This is a genomic window from Alteromonas sp. ABD4_190 (genome assembly GCF_056160105.1).
In genome coordinates, this window is sequence record NZ_JBSWWN010000001.1 from 3,098,996 (window position 1) to 3,120,579 (window position 21,584).

General features: G+C 45.2%; 16 protein-coding genes. 8 read left to right on the forward strand and 8 right to left on the reverse strand.

From position 1 onward, the window contains the following. The first annotated feature begins 181 nt into the window (after positions 1-181). The 5 genes from ACXAFM_RS13565 (at position 182) to ACXAFM_RS13585 (ending at position 7,720) form a co-directional block, all read left to right on the forward strand. Positions 182-1,117, forward strand: coding sequence for an N-acetylmuramoyl-L-alanine amidase (locus ACXAFM_RS13565; RefSeq protein WP_474830344.1), 936 nt, complete (start codon positions 182-184; stop codon positions 1,115-1,117). Between the two features lie 98 nt (positions 1,118-1,215). Then, the gene (gene arcB, locus ACXAFM_RS13570) at positions 1,216-3,570 is read left to right on the forward strand and encodes an aerobic respiration two-component sensor histidine kinase ArcB (RefSeq protein WP_474830346.1); all 2,355 of its coding nucleotides are present in this window, start codon (positions 1,216-1,218) and stop codon (positions 3,568-3,570) included. Positions 3,571-3,741: 171 nt separating this feature from the next. Continuing rightward, a complete protein-coding gene (locus ACXAFM_RS13575) occupies positions 3,742-4,296 on the forward strand; it encodes a PH domain-containing protein (RefSeq protein WP_474835560.1) in 555 nt (184 codons plus the stop codon). Beyond that, on the forward strand, positions 4,296-6,014 hold the full coding sequence (locus tag ACXAFM_RS13580; RefSeq protein ID WP_474834923.1) for a PH domain-containing protein: 1,719 nt from the start codon (positions 4,296-4,298) through the stop codon (positions 6,012-6,014). Before ACXAFM_RS13575 ends, ACXAFM_RS13580 begins: the two co-directional genes overlap by 1 nt. Before the next feature lie 128 nt (positions 6,015-6,142). After that, positions 6,143-7,720 carry a sodium:solute symporter family transporter gene (locus tag ACXAFM_RS13585; protein WP_474834925.1) on the forward strand — a complete coding sequence of 526 codons (1,578 nt, stop codon included), beginning with the start codon at positions 6,143-6,145 and terminating at the stop codon, positions 7,718-7,720. Between the two features lie 10 nt (positions 7,721-7,730). Here the strand turns inward: ACXAFM_RS13585 and ACXAFM_RS13590 are convergent, their stop codons facing one another. From ACXAFM_RS13590 to ACXAFM_RS13615, 6 genes are all read right to left on the reverse strand, one after another. Further along, positions 7,731-8,987 (reverse strand): response regulator, encoded by a 1,257-nt coding sequence (locus tag ACXAFM_RS13590; RefSeq protein WP_474830352.1) that lies wholly within the window; start codon positions 8,985-8,987, stop codon positions 7,731-7,733. Positions 8,988-9,116: 129 nt separating this feature from the next. After that, on the reverse strand, positions 9,117-10,298 hold the full coding sequence (gene prpF, locus ACXAFM_RS13595; RefSeq protein ID WP_474830354.1) for a 2-methylaconitate cis-trans isomerase PrpF: 1,182 nt from the start codon (positions 10,296-10,298) through the stop codon (positions 9,117-9,119). Between the two features lie 10 nt (positions 10,299-10,308). Further along, a complete protein-coding gene (gene acnD / locus ACXAFM_RS13600) occupies positions 10,309-12,900 on the reverse strand; it encodes a Fe/S-dependent 2-methylisocitrate dehydratase AcnD (protein WP_474830356.1) in 2,592 nt (863 codons plus the stop codon). Positions 12,901-12,917: 17 nt separating this feature from the next. Next, entirely contained in the window at positions 12,918-14,042 is a 1,125-nt protein-coding gene (gene prpC / locus ACXAFM_RS13605) for a bifunctional 2-methylcitrate synthase/citrate synthase (protein WP_474830358.1), read from the reverse strand. A 237-nt stretch (positions 14,043-14,279) separates the two neighbouring features. Beyond that, the gene (prpB, locus tag ACXAFM_RS13610) at positions 14,280-15,155 is read right to left on the reverse strand and encodes a methylisocitrate lyase (RefSeq protein WP_474830360.1); all 876 of its coding nucleotides are present in this window, start codon (positions 15,153-15,155) and stop codon (positions 14,280-14,282) included. Between the two features lie 65 nt (positions 15,156-15,220). Next, positions 15,221-15,883, reverse strand: coding sequence for a GntR family transcriptional regulator (locus ACXAFM_RS13615; RefSeq protein ID WP_474830362.1), 663 nt, complete (start codon positions 15,881-15,883; stop codon positions 15,221-15,223). 788 nt (positions 15,884-16,671) lie between these two features. On the opposite strand from ACXAFM_RS13615, the gene ACXAFM_RS13620 reads away from it, so the two are divergent. From ACXAFM_RS13620 to ACXAFM_RS13630, 3 genes are all read left to right on the forward strand, one after another. Next, the gene (locus tag ACXAFM_RS13620) at positions 16,672-18,936 is read left to right on the forward strand and encodes a TonB-dependent receptor (RefSeq protein WP_474834927.1); all 2,265 of its coding nucleotides are present in this window, start codon (positions 16,672-16,674) and stop codon (positions 18,934-18,936) included. Positions 18,937-19,062: 126 nt separating this feature from the next. After that, on the forward strand, positions 19,063-19,338 hold the full coding sequence (locus ACXAFM_RS13625; RefSeq protein ID WP_474830366.1) for a hypothetical protein: 276 nt from the start codon (positions 19,063-19,065) through the stop codon (positions 19,336-19,338). Positions 19,339-19,386: 48 nt separating this feature from the next. Next, positions 19,387-19,719, forward strand: coding sequence for a hypothetical protein (locus tag ACXAFM_RS13630; protein WP_474830367.1), 333 nt, complete (start codon positions 19,387-19,389; stop codon positions 19,717-19,719). A gap of 7 nt (positions 19,720-19,726) precedes the next feature. On the opposite strand, the gene ACXAFM_RS13635 is transcribed toward ACXAFM_RS13630, so the two are convergent. Both ACXAFM_RS13635 and ACXAFM_RS13640 read right to left on the reverse strand, forming a co-directional pair. Then, on the reverse strand, positions 19,727-20,347 hold the full coding sequence (locus ACXAFM_RS13635) for a response regulator transcription factor (RefSeq protein WP_474830369.1): 621 nt from the start codon (positions 20,345-20,347) through the stop codon (positions 19,727-19,729). After that, positions 20,347-21,564, reverse strand: a complete 1,218-nt coding sequence (locus ACXAFM_RS13640) for a sensor histidine kinase (RefSeq protein ID WP_474834929.1) — start codon at positions 21,562-21,564, stop codon at positions 20,347-20,349. The genes ACXAFM_RS13635 and ACXAFM_RS13640 overlap by 1 nt, the downstream gene beginning before the upstream one ends. Positions 21,565-21,584: the final 20 nt, after the last annotated feature.

Sequence of the window (21,584 nt, forward strand, 5' to 3'; positions counted from 1 at the left end):
TACGGTTCCACTCATATAAGTAGTTTGCTATATTGGTTAAAAATCACCCGGATGTAAGGTTGGAGCTTAAAGCTGTGATACTTGATAGTACATTCATGTAATTTTCACGAGTGCGTATGCACATGTATGAGAATAAAAATTCACGGAAAGCACATGTTGCCAAGCCGGAGAGGATTATCGAATGTCAGCATTACAGGCTAGCCCCAACGGCACCTTTGTTATTAAAGAGCATTTAGTAACAGGTGAAGACGTAAGTTTTAAGCCATCTCCCAATACCTCAGGGCTCTTTGAAGAGGGTTGTCCTGATACTATCGTTATCCATTTCACCGCTGGTAGTAGCCTAGCGTCATCAGTAAACGTGTTGACCAACCCAAATAGCGGTGTGTCCGCTCACTTCGTCGTGGGACGTAACGGTAACATCGTACAAATGCTGCCAACGAATAAGATTGCATGGCATGCAGGCGCAAGTCACTTTGAGGGGCGCAGTGGTTTAAACAAATACTCTATAGGCATTGAACTAGATAATGCAGGCCAGCTAAAGGAAAAAAGTGATGGCACCTATGAGAGTTGGTTCGGCAAAGTGTATGAACAGAGCGAAGTATTCGAGGCTAGGAACAGTAGCCAGCGTGCCGTTGGCTATTGGCACAAGTACACGGACATTCAAATCTCACGAACTCTCGACCTATGTATAACACTATGCGAGCGCTACCAGATCTCTACGGTTGTTGGACATGAGGAGATCGCGCCCTCGCGCAAAGTAGATCCTGGTCCTGCCTTTCCATTACAAAAGTTTAAAGAACTCCCATTGCATCTCGAAAGTAGGGCGGGGCTAACCGAATCGAAAGGAACAGGTCTACAGCGAGATGTATACGATGGGGTTCAGCATAATTTGGCTAGACCCGCAAAGAGAGTGGCTAATGTAAGTGCTAATGTACTTAATGTTAGAAAAGGGCCTGGTACTTCATTTGCCACTATCGACAATGGTTTAAATAAAGGAGAAATATTAAAAGTACTAGAGAAAGAGGGGGAGTGGGCGAAAGTATCGTTTACAAAAGTTGGATGGGTTAATACCGCTCATATCCACGAAATTACGGAAAAGTTACCGTTTAAATCGTAACCGTGTAGTTGTGTCATCGCCTCGCTCCCACAAACCGCATTCACGAAGTGGTTAAAGCCTGATAGGATACAGGCAAGATAAGATTAAATAAGACGTACATGCATTCAGATTCACCAAACGATTCTTGGGCAATCCGCTTTGCTCAATTTGTTCAGCGTTTTGGCACTCTAAAGCTCAGCATTTTGTTTGTTGTTCTTTCGCTGGTGTTCACGCTAGGCGGTTCCTACGTGATACGCGTAAGTATGGGAAGCCAAGTCCAACCCGACGATTTCATTAGTGCAGTCATTCTCACTATGCTATCTGCGCCTTGGGTACTCTACTTTTTCAGTGAACTAATAAAGCAGCTAGAGAATTCACGTACCAACTTGAAAGAGGTAGTTAGCCAACTTGAAAGCTTAAGAGAAGAAGATGTTTTTCTTAATCGAGAGCTTCAAAGCAACATAAGGCAGCTAAACCATGAAATAGAGCAGCGTAAGCAAGCGCAAGAAGAGCGAGAAGCGCTGTTTAAAGATTTAGAGAAGGAAATTCAGGATAAATCTGAGCAAGAAGCCCAAGCGCGACGTCTGTCCACACTCTTGCGCTCCATTATCGATGCCTCCCCAGACTTGATTTATTACCGTAATGAAGAAGGCAGATTTGCAGGCTGTAACCGCATTGCGGAGTTAATGACCGGAAAAACCGAGCAAGAGTTGCTAGGGTTAACGCCAGAAGATGTATACGAAGAAGAACTAGCCCGCCAAATCGTGGCAAGCGACCACGAAGTATTGGAAACCAACGCAAGTATTACAGAGGAACTGTGGCTTCGCTTTGCTGACGGCCGACGTCGCTACTTTGAAATGAAGCGCGTACCTTTCTTCGACAAAGAAGGTAATCGTTTAGGTCTGTTGTCATTCGGTCGTGATATGACAGAGCGTAAACAAGCGGAAAATGCTGCGGCGAAAGCAAGTACCGATAAGACGCGATTTATCGCGACCATCAGTCATGAGCTTCGTACACCATTAAACGGCATTGTAGGCTTAAGCCGCATGTTGCGCGATACCGAGTTAAGCGACGAGCAATTTAGCTGGGTTAGTACAATTTACGCAAGTGCCATTACGCTAGGTAATATCTTTAACGACATTATTGACCTAGATAAATTGGATAGAGACAAGCTTGAGCTAAGTCTTAAAACGATCTCGTTAAAAGATTTCACAGAAGAATTAAGCAGTATTATCCGACTGCTTGCAGCAGATAAACAGCTTGAACTAAAAACGACGATTAACGAGCCATTACCGCGTTTAGTGGAAATTGACGGTACTCGTCTTCGCCAAATTTTGTGGAATATTTTGTTTAACGCAGTGAAGTTCACACAAAAGGGGCACGTGAGTTTATCAGTGTCATCAACTAAACCTGATGGTGATAAAGCTTACGTCACCTTTATTATTGAAGACACCGGTGTGGGTATTCCTGAAAGCGAAATCGATAAAATTTTTGCTATGTATTACCAGGTCGATCATCCCGATCACCAGTCGGCAACAGGCACAGGTATCGGTCTGGCTATTTGTAAGCAAATGGTCGATTTAATGAAAGGTGAAATTCACGTTTCTAGTAGCGTGGGTAAAGGCACCCGTTTTGAGATTGTACTGCCAGTGCAAATCTCTAACAGCCCAATGAAGGTCGCACAGCTTCAAGTGACGGGGCTTAATATTTTGTTAGTAGAAGATATTGAGCTAAACGTTATGGTTGCCAAAGCCTTGCTTGAAAAGCTTGGACAGAAAGTCGATGTGGCGATGACAGGGCAAGAAGCCATAGATAAAGTTAGGGAAAACCAATACGACCTAATTTTGTTAGATATTCAGTTGCCTGATATGACCGGATTCGATGTAGCAAGCACGATTATCGAAGAAGACCTAGTCATGCAAACGCCCATTGTAGCGCTAACGGCAAACGTCATTAAAAAGCGCGATGAATACTTAGAAAACGGTATGGACGATGTGATTGCAAAGCCAATCAAGAAGTCTCGGGTTATTGAAGTGTTCAACGAGCTGTTCCACGCACCTCCAGCTCCGCTAGAAGTAGACGGTGAAGTAGAGCGCCCTGAACCAACTAAAACATTAAGTAACATTTTAGATATGGACTTATTGCAGATGTTGGTAGATACCATAGGGGATGAAATGGTACGTGCTAGCGTTAAAGTATTCCAAGAAAAAATGCCTGAATACATGGAAATACTGCAGCTTAGCTTAAGTGCTGATGAAAAGTCCGAAGTGTGTTCACAGGCTCACAAAATTAAAGGTGCAGCTGGCTCTGTTGGTTTAGCTCGCGTACAACGTATCGCTAATCAAATCCAACAAGGTGATCATCCTACATGGTGGGAGAACGTGCACGATTGGGTTGAAGAGCTTCAAATGGCGGTTCAACACGACATGAAGGCACTGCATGATTGGTTAAACGAACAACAGGTTGACGACTAGTCAGGCCAACGCGCTCTTTGATTTGTAGTGTTAAAAAGAGGGCTTGCCCTCTTTTTTGTTATAAAAACTGCGGTAGAGTAAACATTAGGTGCGGTATTGCCAAGTAGTCAAATTGCGCTTAAAAAGCGGCAGGCTTATCTTATTTTTACAGTGGTAAAAGGAATTAATGTGATGACAAAAAGCGCACAACAAGAGACCGTATTTTCAAATAACCAACTTAGTATTCAGGAAATTCCCTCACTTCAAACACTTACATTACTGCCTATTTCTAAAAAGTACCGAGCGCTAAATATTTTCTCAATTGGATTGATAGCTTTAGTACTAATAGGTATTGCCACCGCATTACGATTACAAAGTTTCTGGTCACTGCCTGAAGGACTGCTGCAAGCTTACCCGTATGTGGTTGCAGGTATCGTCGCTTTAGGCTCCGTATGGGCGATGTACCACTTCTTTGCTGATGTCCGTATATTCTATGCAATACGAGAGCAAGACATTAGTAAGCAGTCTGGGCTAATTTTTAGAAAACTTTCGTGCCAACCTATTTTGCGTGTTCAGCACGTTGAAGTTAACCGCGGGCCGTTCGATAGATGGGCGGGTCTTGCTTCCCTTCAAGTATTTTCGGCTGGTGGTGAAATGCATACCTTTGAAATACCTGGGCTAAGTATTGAAAGAGCTGAGCAGTTACGTGAGTTTATTCTTGCTCACAAAGATATTGGTGCTCGCTAATGACTGCGCCTGAATCGTTTTCAAATCAGACGCCTGAAGTCGCCAGGGCAGGTGACTTCGAGGTCAATGAAGATGTCGATGTGTCGCCTCACCCTCAAACTCAGGGCACGGGGATTGCAGAACCACAGCTTAAAGTAGAAACGGGTGATGCGTGGCAGCGTCTCTCTCTTATTTCTATTTTGTACTTTACCATTCGCAACTTTTCCGCCTCGGCACAAGTACTTATCTACACCATTCCCGCCTTAGCCATATCGTTTAATATTTGGGATAATCTGCTGTCGCCTGAAGTGTTAATCGGTGCCGGGATCTTATTTTTAACTACCAGTAGTAGCGGCGTAATAAGCTTTTTAATGTACAAGTTTCGCGTGCACAACCAGCACGTTGAGATTCACCATGGTGTGTTTCAGCGCCGCTATACCAACTTGCCTCTGTGGCGTATTCAAAACGTTAAGATAGAGCGCCCTTTTTATTATCGTCCTTTTGGGTACGCGTTAGTGGTGCTTGATACCGCGGGCAGCGGTAAAGAAGAAGCGAAAATAGTGGCGGTGCCAGAAGACTATGCTGAAGCGCTGAAAAAGCAGGTGTTGTATGAAAAAGCGCATCACGATGAAGGTGACCTGGATTGTTTGCCAGACGAAGATTTATCCGACGAGCAGAGTTCGTCTTTTTCCACGCCACGAACGCGCGATAAAGCGGTAGATTCCTCCCATTCAAATGAAGAAGTATTAAATCGCCGATCTGTGAAAGACATCATTATTCATGGTATCACCAATAATCGCGTGTGGATCATATTAGGGGCCGCCGCGCCTTTTTATGACGATGTGTTTGGGGTAGTGTCAGAGTGGTTAGCCGACAAGGGCTTGCAGCTTAATCAGCTGGTCGGTGAACAAACGGTAGCTTGGTGGCAATTTGGACTGTATGCCTTCGTTATCCTAATGATGCTTATGGCGTTAGTGGCGCTACTTAGCGTAGGCGGCGCTCTTTTCACGTTCTATGGCTATACGCTTTCACGATCGGGAGACAGATATATCCGTCGCAGCGGCTTGCTCAATAAGCTGGAAGTAAGCATGCGTGCTTCACGAATCCAAATGATTACGGCGAAGCAAGATTGGCTCGATAAAATACTAAAGCGGGTCAATTTGTATTTTGAGCAAAACTCTACGGCTGGGCAGCAAATGCAAGAACTGATGTCGCCAAATAAGCTTATTGTGCCATCGGTAACCGAAAACGAAGCCTTTGAACTTAGCCAAGAGGTTATGCCTGGTTGCGATTTGCGTGGTCAGCCTTATCAGGTTATCAGCAAACGCTTTATAAGCTTTTGGTTGCTTGCAGCATGGGCAGTGCCATTTGCCATCTTATTCACCATTGGCGCCGTCTCGTCCCACCTAGACATTATGGTTGGTGCATTCGCCGCTTTTAGTGCAATAGCACTTATACTTACACTCAGGTGGTGGCGATGGGGGATAGCCTACGATAATAAGTACGTTTACATAAGAAAAGGTCGAATAGGCGTCGACTATCAGTGTTTCGAACCTTATAAAGTACAGCAAGTAATTATTAAGCAAAGCGTGTTTATGAAGCGTAATCAGCTTGCCACGATAAAATTTGTGCTGGCCTCAGGCGCGGTGACAGTACCGTTTTTACCAGAGGAATACGTCGATAAACTAGCAGACAGCGTGTTATTTGAGGTGGAGTCGACGAGAAAGTCTTGGATGTAATGTAAGGCACTTTTATAGCGCTATTTTCTATTCACTGTTTTAAGTACTGTTTTTATACACTGTTTTTTTATGCAAACAGCGCGAGTTTGTGTAAAGGTAGGTATTAAGTTACACAACCCTGCGTTTATATGGATATTCTTGATTACAGTGTTATTGCGATCTACCTCATTACTTTACTTATCATTGGTTTTAGTCTGCGAGGACAGCAGTCGAAGAAAGACTACTTTTTAGCTGGCAGAAGCTTAAGTTGGAAGCCGCTATTGCTATCCATCATGGCGACTCAACTTTCGGCGGTTAGTTTTATTTCGGCTCCGGCGTTTGTTGGGTTTCGCGAGGGTGGCGGGCTAATTTGGCTTTCTTACGAACTTGCTGTGCCTTTGGCCATGTTGTTACTCGCTACCCTTGTATTACCAACCCTGTACCGAAGTGGTGTAGTGAGTATATACGACTACCTTGAACGTCGTTTCTCTATCTCTACCCGTATTTGTATCAGTGTTGTATTTCAATTCAGTAGAGCCTTTGCTACCGGCATAATGGTTTACGCGCTATCCATTATATTGCAAGGAACCATGCAGGTTTCATCCACGCAGGCAATCTTACTCATTGGTGTTATTACCATTTTGTATTCCTTGCAGGGCGGCATGAGAGCCGTTGTATACGGTGACGCTGTTCAAATGGTGATTATTGTAATGGGCACTGCAATTTGTATTGCGTTTGGTCTTAACGCATTGGGCGGTTGGGCATCCTTTCTACAATTACTTCCTAGCGAACGAGTTTCTACCCTTAATCTCTCTTCTCTAGGTTTTAATGGAGACGGCTTCGGCTTTTTACCTATGGTATTAGGAGGCGTTATCCTTTATGCCTCTTACTATGGGTGCGATCAATCTGAAGCGCAACGAGCACTGTCAGCTAGATCAGAAAGCGATCTAAAAAAGATAATGCTAGCCAACGGCATTTTCAGGTTTCCAATAACACTTCTATATTGTTTAGCGGGCTTGGTGATAGGCACGTTAGCGTTCAACGACGCTAACTTGCTATCTCAAATTCCTAAAGATAATCCAGACTGGCTTATGCCGGTATTTATTCTTAACTATTTACCTCATGGGCTTATCGGCTTGCTTGTGGTCGCTATTCTTGCTGCAGCTATGTCATCACTGAGTTCTGCTATCAACTCCCTTGCAGCTGTGTCACTGGAAGATTATTTCAAGTTGAAGGGAAAACAAGCCAAATCTGAACGCTATCTTCGCAACGCCAAACTAGCGGGGCTGATATGGGGGGTGATTATTTTGCTGCTTTCACTCAATGCTGGCGATATTGCGCCTACCGTAATAGAAGCGGTGAACAAGGTGGGCTCTGTCTTTTTTGGCCCTGTTTTAGCTGTTTTTTTACTTGGAATTTTAACGAAAAATGTAGGCGCTAAGCACGTCAACCTTGGCCTTTTGTGTGGCGTTTCAACCAACCTAACCTTCGCATTTTTTGTCGATGACGTATTTTGGTTTTGGTGGAACGTAACAGGTTTTATTGGAACAGTGTTACCTGCGATTATTCTTTCGATACTTGTTCCAAGCGGCGAGGCAAATACTATTGCCTCCAACCGAGAAGGTGCTGTTAGTGTACTTACAGGCAGGACTATTGCCGTGCTGTTGGTAAGTTACTTTTGCATGTTAGTGGTATTTTGCTATTTGTTACCTGGTTGGCTGCAATAGCATCAGAGTTTTAAGCTTCTCCCTTGCGTAAAACTGAGTCCCTCAGAATAATCTGATCTTTGCCAGCATGTTTAGCTTCATATAAGCGCGCGTCGGCTTTTTCTAGCTGCGACTCTAAACATTTGTGCTCTTCGGTACTTACGCCGATACTGCACGTAATGTTAAATTTGTGGCCGGTAAACAGCGTAGTGCGAACTGCATCCATAAATGCAGAAAGCGCTGATAGATACACTTTGGGCGGCCTTACCGATACTACGGTAAATTCTTCGCCGCCGTAGCGCACAATTAGGTCGTCAGGAAAGTAATCTTTCAGTAACGCGGCGAACTCCTGCAATAACATGTCACCGGTTTTGTGGCCATACGTATCGTTCACGCTTTTGAAGTTGTCAGCATCAATCATAGATACAATCACGTCTTTTCTAGACGTACTGTTGGCAAATAACTCTTCGGCTTTTTCATGTAGAAAACGTCGATTATACACTTTCGTCAACGCGTCTAAGTTCGCCGAATCTCGAATGGTTTGAATCATTTCCTGTGACTCAAGGTTTTGCATTACGCGGCAGTAAAATTCCTCGTGATAAAACGGCTTAGACAAAAAGTCATTAGCGCCGCTTTTAATAAATTTAGAGGTAAGCACGCTGTCACCAGTGGCAGAAAGCCCAATAAAGACTAAATCTTGCATCCGCCTTTCGTGGCGAATCGTTTTAACGAGCTCATAGCCATCCATATTGGGCATTCTATGATCTGCTATCACCATTTTTATATCGCGATGCTTTTCAAGTAAATCAAGTGCTTCTAAACCGTCGGTGGCCTCATGTACTTGAAACTGAAACTTGCGAAGTAACGAGCAAATATGATTTCGACTGGTTTTAGAGTCTTCTACAACAAGTACTTTTGTGGTTAGGTTTTTTCTTAAGCGGTCGACTAATTTAGAAACTTGTAGGTAGGAGTAACGAGACTCTTTCGTAATGTAATCGAGTACACCTTGGTCGAGTAATTGGGCACGAGTGAATTCGTCAAAATTGCCGGTTAGCACTATGGTTGGAACGTTATGGGAGAGCGCAAGCTCAACACTTTCACCATTGGGGGCGTCAGGAAGATTTAGATCGACAATGGCAGCAAGGTATTCTGTTTCGCTTTCAAGTGCGCTTTTGGCCTCAGCGAGGTCTTCACATAGATCACAAGTAAAATGAGGGTTATCCTCAATAAGCTTATTAACGATCTTACGGACAGTTAAGCTGTCTTCTACTACAAGAACTTTATACATGTGATTTACTCAAGGCATTTGACTCTTGATAATAACCAATAAAACGTAAAAAAGCCCTCAATGAGAGGGCGTTTCATACTTATGTCTAAATAAGGATTATCTAATGTTTTATTGTTTAGACAGGCGCTACTAACTTTGCTCGACGGGCACGCGCACTGCACCTTCCATCAAAACACGGGCGCTTCTGCTCATTACAGCTTGCTCAATTTGCCATTTGTCATTTTCAAAAGTGGCTTTCGCGCCTACTCGAAGTGTTCCTGATGGATGCCCAAAAGTCACCGATTCTCTGTCTTCGCCACCTGCGGCAATATTCACCAAGGTTCCTGGAATGGCAGCAGCGGCGGCAATAGCTACTGCTGCTGTGCCCATCATGGCGTGGTGAAGTTTCCCCATAGAAAGCGCGCGTACTAGTGCGTCTATGTCGGAACCTAATATATCTTTGCCGCTTGACGCTTTATAACCTCTCGGAGAGGCGACAAACGCAACCTTAGGTGTATGCTGCCTGTTTGCAGCTTCACCGACATCTTTGATTAGCCCCATTTGAACCGCGCCGTATGCACGAATGGCTTCGAACTTCGAAAGCGCCTCTGCATCACTGTTAATGTCGTCTTGCAGCTCAGTGCCTGTGTAGCCAAGATCTTCCGCATTAATAAAAATAGTCGGAATACCCGCGTTTATCATAGTCGCCTGAAGTGAACCTACGCCTGGGACTTCCAGTGTGTCGACTAAGCGTCCAGTAGGGAAAATAGCGCCTTCACCGTCGGCTGGGTCAACAAAGGCCACTTCTACTTCTGCGGCTGGGAAAGTAACGCCGTCTAGCTCAAAATCACCGGTTTCTTGTACTTCACCATTAGTCATTGGTACTTTTGCAATAATGGCTTTGTTGATATTCGCCTGCCAAATGTTGACGGTGGCAATGCCGTTTTCCGGAATCTTACTTTCATCAACTAAACCATTGCTAATAGCAAAAGCACCAACCGCTGCGGTAAGATTTCCGCAGTTTCCGCTCCAGTCTACAAAAGGTTTGTCGATAGCCACTTGTCCAAACAGGTAGTCGACATCGTAACCTTCACGCTCACTTTTACTCAAAATCACGGTTTTACTGGTGCTTGAAGTAGCACCGCCCATACCATCGGTTTGTTTACCGTATGGATCTGGGCTTCCGATGATACGAAGAAGCAGGGCATCGCGCGCCGGACCCGGCTTTTGTGCTGCCTCTGGCAAGTCAGATAAATTAAAAAACACACCTTTACTGGTACCGCCACGCATATAGGTAGCCGGTACTCGAAGTTGTGGCGCATACTTTGTCATGTTTTTTCCCTCAGCTAGCTTCAGCTTCCAAGAAGTCTTTTGCGAAGCGCTGCAATACACCGCCTGCGCTGTAAATAGAGACTTCTTCACCTGTATCTAAGCGACAGGTTACGGGCACTTCTAGCTGCTCGCCGTTTTGACGGTTCACTACCAGTGTTAGCGTTGCACCTGGTGACGGTTCGCCGCTTACATCGTAAGTTTCTGTACCATCTAGTTCTAACGTTTTACGGGTTGTGCCCGGTTTAAACTCAAGCGGTAACACGCCCATTCCAATTAGGTTGGTACGGTGAATACGCTCAAAGCCTTCTGCCACAATTACTTCAACGCCTGCTAGACGTACACCTTTAGCTGCCCAGTCACGCGATGAACCCTGACCATAATCAGCACCTGCAACAATGATCAGTGGCTGCCTGCGGTTCATGTAGGTTTCAATAGCTTCCCACATGCGCATAACTTGTCCTTCTGGCTCAACGCGCGCCAGTGAACCTTGCTTCACTTCACCATTTTCCAGCACCATCTCGTTGAACACTTTGGGGTTCGCTAGGGTAGCGCGCTGTGCGGTTAAGTGGTCACCACGGTGCGTGGCGTACGAGTTAAAGTCTTCTTCCGGTAAGCCCATTTTGTGGAGGTATTCACCTGCCGCGCTGCTGGCTAAAATAGCGTTTGAAGGCGACAAGTGATCGGTGGTGATGTTATCTCCCAAAATAGCCAGTGGACGCATACCTTTCATGGTGCGCTCAGCATCCATCGCGCCTTCCCAGTAAGGCGGGCGACGAATGTAGGTGCTCATTTCACGCCAGTCATAAAGCGGGTTAATGTCTTTTCCGTAGTCAACGCTAAGGTCGAACATTGGCTCGTACACTTTTCTGAAGTGCTCTGGCTTCACCGATTTCGCTACAATAGCGTCAATTTCTTCGTCGCTTGGCCAAATGTCTTTAAGCGTTACTGGGTTGCCTTCTTTGTCGGTGCCCAATACGTCTTTTTCAATATCAAAGCGAATTGTACCGGCAATGGCGTAGGCCACAACTAATGGCGGTGATGCCAAGAACGCTTGCTTTGCGTAAGGGTGAATACGGCCGTCGAAGTTACGGTTACCCGACAATACTGCTGTTGAGTAAAGATCACGGTCGATGATCTCTTGCTGAATTTTTGGGTCTAGCGCGCCGCTCATACCGTTACAGGTAGTACAGGCAAATGCTACAACGCCAAAGCCTAAATCTTCCAACTCGCTCATTAAGTTAGCTTCTTCAAGGTAAAGCTTAACGGCTTTAGAGCCGGGTGCTAGTGAGCTTTTTACCCACGGCTTACGGGTTAAACCGCGCTGGTTAGCATTTCTTGCCAGTAGACCTGCGGCAATAACATTGCGCGGGTTTGAGGTATTAGTACAGCTGGTGATAGCTGCGATAATAACTGCGCCATCAGGCATTTTGCCTTCTTCTTCAGTCCATTTAGCCGCGATACCACGACTTTCTAAGTCGCTAGTAGGTAAGCGTGCGTGAGGATTAGATGGGCCAGCCATATTGCGGCCTACTGAAGAAAGGTCGAACGTAAGTACCCGCTCATATTCCGCAGTTTCTAAGTCATCTGCCCATAAACCTGTGTGTTTAGCGTACTGCTCAACCAATGCAATTTGCTTTTCCTCACGTCCTGTTAGGCGCAAGTAATCAATAGTTTGCTGGTCAATATAGAACATGGCGGCTGTGGCGCCGTATTCCGGTGTCATGTTCGAAATGGTAGCACGGTCGCCCAGCGTAAGATGCGATGCACCTTCGCCGTAAAATTCCAAATACGCAGATACCACGCGCTCTTTGCGCAAGAATTCAGTTAACGCTAATACAATGTCGGTTGCTGTAATGCCAGGCTGTGGTTTGCCGGTAAGTTCAACACCTACAATGTCAGGCAAACGCATGTAAGACGCACGGCCTAGCATTACGCTTTCCGCTTCAAGGCCGCCAACGCCAACTGCGATAACGCCAAGTGCATCAACGTGCGGCGTGTGGCTGTCGGTACCTACTAGCGTGTCAGGGAAGGCCACACCATCGCGAGCCTGTATAACGGGTGACATACGCTCCAAGTTGATTTGGTGCATAATGCCGTTACCCGGAGGGATAACATCCACGTTTTTAAATGCGGTTTTTGTCCAGTTAATAAAGTGGAAACGGTCGTCGTTGCGTCTGTCTTCGATAGCACGGTTTTTCTCAAACGCGTCTTTTTCAAAACCAGCGTGCTCTACAGCTAGTGAGTGATCAACTATCAGCTGCGTTGGCACAACTGGGTTTACTTTAGCCGGATCGCCGCCTTTTGCTGCAATAGCATCACGAAGCCCAGCTAAGTCTACCAGTGCCGTTTGGCCCAAGATATCGTGGCACACTACGCGAGCAGGAAACCACGGAAAGTCCAAGTCGCGCTTGCGATAAATAAGCTGTTTGAGTGAGTCGGTTAGCATCTCAGGTGCGCATTTGCGCACTAAGTTTTCAGCCAGTACACGCGACGTATAAGGCAGCTTGGCATAGGCGCCTGGTTCAATGGCATCTACCGCTTCACGGGTATCGAAAAAATCGATACCCGCGTTTGGAAGCGGTTTACGGTAATCAATATTCATAAAACTAAACCTCAGCGTTACGCACGTTCGCTAATAGCTGGCACTGGGCGAAGTTCTTCGCCTGTGTATTCTGCTGACGGACGGATAATGCGGTTGTCAGCGCGCTGTTCCATAACATGTGCTGCCCAGCCTGTTAGGCGAGACATTACAAAGATTGGCGTAAATAGCGGCGTAGGAATACCCATGAAGTTGTACGCAGAGGCATGGAAGAAATCAGCGTTACAGAAAAGCTTCTTCTCGCGCCACATCACTTCTTCACAGCGAACTGACACAGGATAAAGCACGTCGTCGCCCACATCGGCAGCTAGCTTTTCAGACCATTGCTTGATAATTTCGTTACGAGGGTCAGACTCTGAGTAAATCGCGTGACCAAAGCCCATGATCTTCTCTTTGCGCTCAAGCATGCCCATCATTTTTTCTTCAGCATCATCGGCAGACGTAAAGCCTTCAATCATTTCCATAGCGGCTTCGTTAGCACCACCGTGAAGTGGACCACGCAGAGAACCGATAGCACCCGTTACACAAGAATGCATATCAGATAAGGTTGAAGCACAAACACGTGCAGTGAAGGTAGACGCGTTAAATTCATGCTCTGCATAAAGAATGAGTGATACATGCATGACTTGTTCATGAAGTTCACGTGGCTTTTCACCGTGAAGCATGTGAAGGAAGTGCCCACCAATTGAATCGTCATCGGTTTCAACATCTACGCGCACACCATCGTGCGAGAAGCGGTACCAGTAGCAGATAATACTTGGGAAACATGCCAACATACGGTCTGTCACGTCTTGCTGCTGGTCAAAGCTCGTTTCCATTTCAAGGTTACCTAGCATTGAACAACCCGTGCGAAGTACATCCATTGGGTGAGCATTTTTGGGGATGCGCTCTAGCACTTCTTTAATTGCTGTTGGAAGGCCGCGCATGCCGCGAAGCTTAGTTTTATAAGCGTCTAGCTCAGACTGGTTAGGTAGCTTGCCCTTGAGAATAAGGTACGCTACTTCTTCAAATTGACAGTTTTGCGCTAAGTCTTTTACGTCGTAACCACGATACGTTAAACCAGAACCTGATTTACCTACGGTTGATAATGCTGTTTTGCCTGCAACTTGGCCGCGTAAACCCGCGCCACTTAACTGTTTAGCCATCTTGTTGTCTCCGGTCTTGTATTATTTGTAAGGTACTTTTAATTGAAAATAGTAAGTAATTTGGACGCTTGAAGTTGGCGGGCACATTGGCTGCAGGGGCAAAGCACAGCCCCCTGCCACGCCGTGAACCCATCCATGGGGGCTCCGCCTCGGCATCCATGCCTCGGAGGGGCAGGGAACTGTACTTCCCCCCTACATCTTCGCGCCCGCCAACTTCAATCTGAATTTATCTATTTACTAATTTTTGCCTTCTGCGAATAGCGCATCTAGTTTTTGCTCGTACTCGTGGTAGCCAAGATAATCGTACAGTTCCATGCGTGTCTGCATACTGTCGACAACGGCTTTTTGGTCGCCGTTTTCAAGTATAGATTTGTACACCATTTCTGCTGCTTTATTCATGGCACGGAATGCACTTAATGGGTAAAGCACCATTGCTGCTCCCCATTCGCCAAGCTCTTCTTTATTCCATAGTTCGGTTTTGCCGAACTCAGTGATATTGGCAAGGATCGGAACGTCTAGCGCTTCAGCAAATGCACGGTAATGTTCTTCGGTTTGCACTGCTTCGGCGAATATGCCGTCAGCACCCGCTGCAACATAGGCTTTTGCACGTTCAATGGCTTTGTCTAAACCTTCTTGTGCGAACGCGTCGGTGCGCGCCATAATAAAAAAGTCTGGGTCAGTTCTGGCGTCAGCTGCAGCTTTTATGCGGTCTACCATTTCTTCTGTGCTAACAATTTCTTTGTTAGGGCGGTGACCACAGCGCTTTTGCGCAACCTGGTCTTCCATATGAACTGCCGCCGCGCCTGCTTTTTCCATGTCGCGAATAGTTTTGGCAATGTTAAATGCTCCACCCCAACCGGTGTCGATGTCTACCATTAGCGGAAGATCGCACGCGCTGGTAATGCGCTGAACGTCTGCAATCACATCATTAAGTGACGTCATGCCTAAGTCCGGTAGGCCGTAAGACGCATTCGCTACGCCGCCACCTGAAAGATAAATTGCTTGGTGCCCAATGGCCTTTGCCATCATGGCAGTATAGGCGTTAATAGTGCCGACAATTTGTAGCGGTTTGTTGTTCTCTAATGCGGTTCTGAATTTCTTTCCTGCACTCATGATAATCACTCGCTTATTTGAAAGTAGGGTAGAGGTGAATTAGGTATGAAGAAGACTGAGTGGTGTTAACCATGATTAAGCTTCTTCTCAATATTATTTTTTGAATAAAGAATATGGCGACGCATTAGCATTTCAGCCAGTTCCTCGTCGCGATTGGCAATAGCGTTAACGATGTGTCTGTGTTCATCAAACGCAGTGCTTACGCGAGGGCCAGCCATACCGAGCTGTACGCGATACATACGAACAAGATGGTAAAGCCCGTCTACAAGCACACTGATTAAATGATCATTTTTACTGCCAGTTACAATTCGGTAGTGAAAGTCTACATCACCCGCTTCTTGATAATAGCTTTGACCGCCTTTTACTTTATCAAAGTGGCTATCTAGCAATGCCTGCATATCAGCAATCTCTTCATCGCTCATATAGCGTGCGGCCAAGCGTGCTGCCATACCCTCTAGCGCTTCGCGTACTTGGTATAGCTGAATAAGGCCTTCGGGTGACAATGCAACCACGCGGGCACCTACGTTAGCTTTACGTTCCACCAAATGACATGTGGAAAGGCGGTTTATGGCTTCACGAATAACGGCTCGACTGACTTCATACTTTGTCGACAATTCCATTTCACTCAGCTTACTGCCTGCTGGAATGATGCCCTCAACAATATCTTTCCTCAATTGAAAGAAAGTGCGGTCGGCATTGGTGATGGCTTGTTCGCTTTTTACTAACACTTTACATCGTCTTTAATTAACCAATGTCGACAATATATGTATTTTAGAGGGGGTTTTCAACCTTTATGAGCCTAAATTGTCGACAACAAGCGTAAGCTGTTGGTCTTATAGCGGTGTTTAAAAATATTGCTTAAACAGGTGTAGTAAGTTTGGATTCTATCCGAATATAAACGACAAACTAGTTGTCAAAACTCGCATTTGCACGCTATCGGAGCAGGGTTGAAAGTTGGGGGCGGGTTTTGATTGGAATTATGTATGGTAACCAGCGTCACAACAGAAATATCTACAGTGAGTAAGTTGATTAAAATTTGTCCGTTTGGTCTAGGCGTTGATTGCTCATTTTAAACGGGCTTTATCAGGCCATGAGTTTATTTATTTTTTTGATATTTAAGCTTTTTTGTAAATTTTTAAGAAGTTGTAAGCTTGCTGTTTAACCTAACCAATTAGTCTAATTTTAAAGTTTTATTTTAGTAAAAGTGTAATATTTTACTTTGCAAGATCACAATCTAACGGTAACATATCGTTCCAGTCTTCAAGCCTAAATTCTTCTACTGAGTTTTAGGGGACTGGGAAAGTATTCACTACTTTTAAAGCAGAGTTTTATTGAAAGTAAGTTTGTAATGTTTTATTACGACTTACTTTTTTAATGCCTGTAATCCAGTATTAGCACAAGGTTATGTGCGCCTCTTAATTCAGTGAGTTTAGCCTTTCAAAGTTCCAAAGAAGAACTTGAAGCAGCCTATAACAACAAAATTATACCTAACACTCACGCAAAAAGGGGTTACACCATGAAAACCAATACTGACGTGTCTAAGACACTCGCCAGTAAGCTTTCACCTGTCGCACTAGCAGTAGCGATGACCGTTCCAGCTCTTTCAAACATTGCCGTTGCTCAAGAGGCTGAAGCAACCGAAGAACAACAGTTTGAAGCCATTACCGTTACCGCGACAAAACGCCCTCAAGTTATTTACGAAGTGCCAATTGCTATTAGTGCTTTTGACGGCGATAAGTTAGCTTCTCAAGGTATTACTGACCTGACCGACGTTGGTAAGTTTGTACCAAACCTAAATGTTACTGGTTTTTCTGCTGGTCACACGTCTTCAGTGAACCCGTTTATTCGCGGTATTGGTCTTCAAGATCACCTTATCACCACCGACCCAGGTGTTAGTGTTTATGTTGATGGTGTTTACCTAGGCCGCCAAGTTGGTCAAAACTGGAGCCTTAACAACATTGAGCGTATCGAGGTACTTCGCGGCCCTCAAGGTACTCTATATGGTCGTAACTCTATTGGTGGTGCGATTAACATCATCACTAAAGAGCCAGACCAAGGCGATGTGACTAAAATCAATACTGAGTTTGGTACTCGCGGTCGCGTAAAAGCAGACCTTTTTGTTAACCACGCTCTATCAGAAACTGTTGCGTTCAATATGAATTTAGCTTTCAACAAACGCGACGGGCTTGGCGAATTCATCAACGTGCCAAATGCTGAATACGACGTAGGTGAAACTGAAGATATTTCAGGTCGTGTTTCACTTAAGTGGGAGCCTTCAAATGACTTCCGTATGGTGTTAACCGCAGACGCGAACAACGGCGACGGCGGCCTTCGTCCTTACACTGTTTTAATTGATGAAGTGGGCTCTGCACGTTACTTCGGTGGCGGTAATGGCCTTGGTGTAGAGCTTCGTAATACAGATGTTACGCCTGAAGGTGCTGATATCTACGACAACGCAACGGGTACTGAAGCGGTAACTGGCGTATCGAACGAAGCGCGCGGTATTTCATTGACTACAGAATGGGACATCAACGACGACTACACAGCTAAAGTGGTAGCAAGCCAACGTACATCAAAGTACAAGGCTGGTCTTGACGACGATGGTACTGTTTTCTCGCTAGACCAATTCCCTGAGCGCGGTGAAGCAGATCAAACATCGATTGAACTTCAGCTTAACGGCTATATCAACGAATATACTGACTTCGTAGCCGGTCTTTACTACTTCAACGAAGAAGGTAGCAACCGCCAAGGTGACGACTCTAACTTCGATGGTGGTCCAAACCTACTCGCGCTTGACCAAGAAACAACATCAAAAGCCGCTTACGTAAACGTGCGTCATGACTTAACAGACGAGCTGAATGTGTCTGGTGGTCTTCGTTACACCAAAGACGAAAAAGAAGCGTCTGCGAACGTATTCTCTGCACTTGGTACTATTTATGATTCAAATGATTGGGACGAAGTAACCTGGGAACTTGCTACAAACTATACGTTTGAAAATGGCATGACAGGTTATGCGACTATTCAGTCTGGTTATCAGTCTGGTCAATTCCCAGCGCGCCCTTACTGCCTAATCGGCCAGTTCTTCGGTGCTGGTGGCTTCGATGATATCGAAGGTGCACAAGCAGCAGTTCGTGCAAACAACTGTTTCACAGCTTCAGACAATATTACCGCTACTAACTACGAAGTGGGTATCAAAGGTCGTGTGAATGACTACTTCGATATCAGTGTTGCCGTATTTAACACCGAGTTTGAAGATCTTCCTTACCAAGTTAGCCGTGTAAGCGAAGGTGGTTTTGATACAGCAAACCTTGTTGTTGAACAAACTTCTCGTGGCGTTGAAGCAGACGCAACATTTAGTTACGGCAACTTTAGCATGATGACCAGCATTGGTTATATGGACGTTGATGTTGAAGAGCAAGACGGTTTCAACCCTGTTGCACCGCTTACGCCTGACCTAACGTTAGCAATTGGCCCGCAATATACCTTCGAGCTTGATGGTGGCGATTCAATTCGCGTGCGTGCTGATTACTCATACCGCGCTGAAATGTATGGCGAGCCGACGTCTGCACCTGAGCGTATGACTGAGCTAGATAGCCGTGAGCTAGTAAACTTCGACATTGCTTACACGCCAGCGAATGATGCGTACACCGTAGCCCTTTATGGTCGCAATATTTTCGATGAGCGTTACGACAATGCGCGCCTGAACACGGGTGACTACATCCTTCAAATTCTAAGCAACGATGCAAGCGAGTTTGGCGTTAGATTCTCGACTGAATTCTAATAGCTACAACAAGTTATAATTGAAAAGCCAGTCTTCAGACTGGCTTTTTTTTGCTCATTTCTTCTTGTTTTATGTTCATTATTGGCATAGCTTTAGAGTTACTCTAAACATGCGCAGTAATTCTTTATGAAAGTAAAAACACTCTGTGGTATCAGTCTGCTTTTAGTTTCCACGCTACTATTAGGGTGTACTTATACCGTCTATTTACCCGATGAAGAAGGCGGTAACCAAAATCAAAACGGTAAAGTTGCTGTTAATAAACCTGAGTTCGGTAATCTGTGCCGCTACGGCGGTAATGGCGAGTATGGCATATGCCCCACGTCAAACGGTGAAATGGTTGGGACGTCTTGTTCTTGCCCAACCCCTTCGGGGCAAGTTATGGGAACGGTGTCGAAATATTAGAAACGCTTTCGCTGAACGCAAAGCTTTTCAATCATACGGAGATGGAACGTGGGATTGTTTACTAATTTTAAAAAATCGCGGTTAGAAAAAAAGTTTAAGAAAAACGAATGGGTAATCATTCAGCCTGTTCCGTTTGCTCAATTCGAACAAGTCATCGTAGAGCATGTTGAAGCAGGTTGGGAAATTGAAGAGGATTACGAACGGTTAGCGGAAACAACCGCGAAGTGGCAGTGTGAATTGCGCAAAGGTACAAGTATAGTAACTTGTGTATGGACTGAAAAACATCAGGGTATTATTTACGGGCCAGAACGCGTGCTGACTGGTTTGTCTGAAAAGTTGACAATACCCATGTCTACAACAATCGCTACCACGTGGTTTTAAGCCTCTATCAAAGCCACCCCTTTTGCTTTGCAATACGTGCAGCATCTACGCGGTTGGTCGCGTCTAGTTTTGAAATAGCTTCCGATAAATAATTCCGTACCGTTCCTTCTGAAAGAAATAGCTGCTGTGCAATAGCCTGTGTTTTTAGGCCGTCAGAGGCAAGCTTCAGTGCCGACATTTCTTTCTGCGACAATGGATTATTATCATCAAGTGCCATAATCGCTAGTTCAGGTGAAATTACCTTGTCTCCTGCAGAAACTTTGTGAATAGCATCAATTAAATAATCACTGTCAGACTCTTTTAAAATAAATCCTGTGACCCCGACACTCAAAGCGCGCTTAATATAGCCTGGTTTTGAAAACGTAGTCATCAATATCACCTTGGTACTGAGGCTTTGATTGGTTGCGTAAGCAGCTAAATCTAGCCCTGAAACCAGAGGCATTTCTATATCACTAAGAATAATGTGTGGCGTAGGGTTATCATTCAAATAATTAATTGCTTCCTGTCCGTTGTTGCATTTGGCGACAATAGTTAGGTCGTCTTCCAACGACAGCAGCATGGCGATGGCATCGCGGACCAAAGACTGATCTTCTACAATTAAAATGGTAGTGGTAGATTCTAGATTCATTAATCAGTTCCTATCGACGACGTATGCTCAATATTAAGCTGTACAGTAAAAACAGGGGTGGGGCTGAAGGAGATGTCCACGTCTGCACGTAATGACGCGGCACGCTCTCTAATTCCCATTAACCCGTTTCCTTCTCTTAATGGTGCAGAGTTCTCAATAACGCCGTTGTCCTTATAGGTCATTTTTATCACATGTCCGATAACTTCAAGGCCAAGCGATACTGCGTTTCCTTTTGAATAGCGCAATGTATTAGTGGTTAGTTCTTTCACTATGAGCGCAAGCTGGCTTTCTTGTTTTGAAGTCAGCTGCATCAAAGCGCTGTCATCAATAGTGGTTGCAACGTTAAAACCGTTTTCTTCTAACAGTGATTTGTCTTTTGCTATTTCATCGCTAAGTGAGAGCTGCTTAATATCAGACACCGCCTGGCGAATATCGCTTAGCAGCGCTTGCGAAAGCTGCGCCAGCGCTTTTACCTCTCGATGCGCATCTGCAACCTTGTCTTTACTTAAAAGTTTATCGGCCAGCTGTGCTTTTAATGAAATAGAGCTTAGCGCGTGACCTGCAACATCGTGTAAATCCCTGCCAATTCGTTCACGTTCAGCAATCGCAGACAATACGCGTAATGCTTCAGCTTGCTGGCTTTCTTTTAGGCCATGAAGGGTTTCCTTGCGCTCCATAACACCAAAACCGAACAGCACTAAGCTGTTGATTAAAGATGCGACTAAAAGAAAATGGGCATCTTCAAACATGGAAATGTGAAGCGTGATAAGCACGGTCATCATTACGCTTATGCTCATTAACCCTGTTTTCAACGAGTTGTAATAACCGATGATAAAAGCGATAAAACCGATAATGGTTGCGCCACCAGGATTTTGAAAACTACATGCTACTGAAAGCATAAACATGAGTAGCAGATAAGTGGGCAGTGTGCTGATAGGCTGTTTTATGGATTTGATGTAAAGAATGACAAAGCTAAGGTATCCGAGGGTTTGGAACGCCCACATTTCCATGGGAAGAGGCCGGGAAATAATGAGGGGGACAAAGAAGAACAGCGAAAAAAACAAGCTTCCGTGAGACCAGCGCCTCTTCCGTCCACTTCCCAAAAGCGGTAGTTCAGGCGCCACGTCGCTTTTGTCTACATGATTTATTGAGCCACCTATTGTCGCAGTGCCTTCATTTAAATGAGCTGTAGGCACTGCGTCGTCGTTATTTTGCATGCTGTTATGGCTGCGCATTG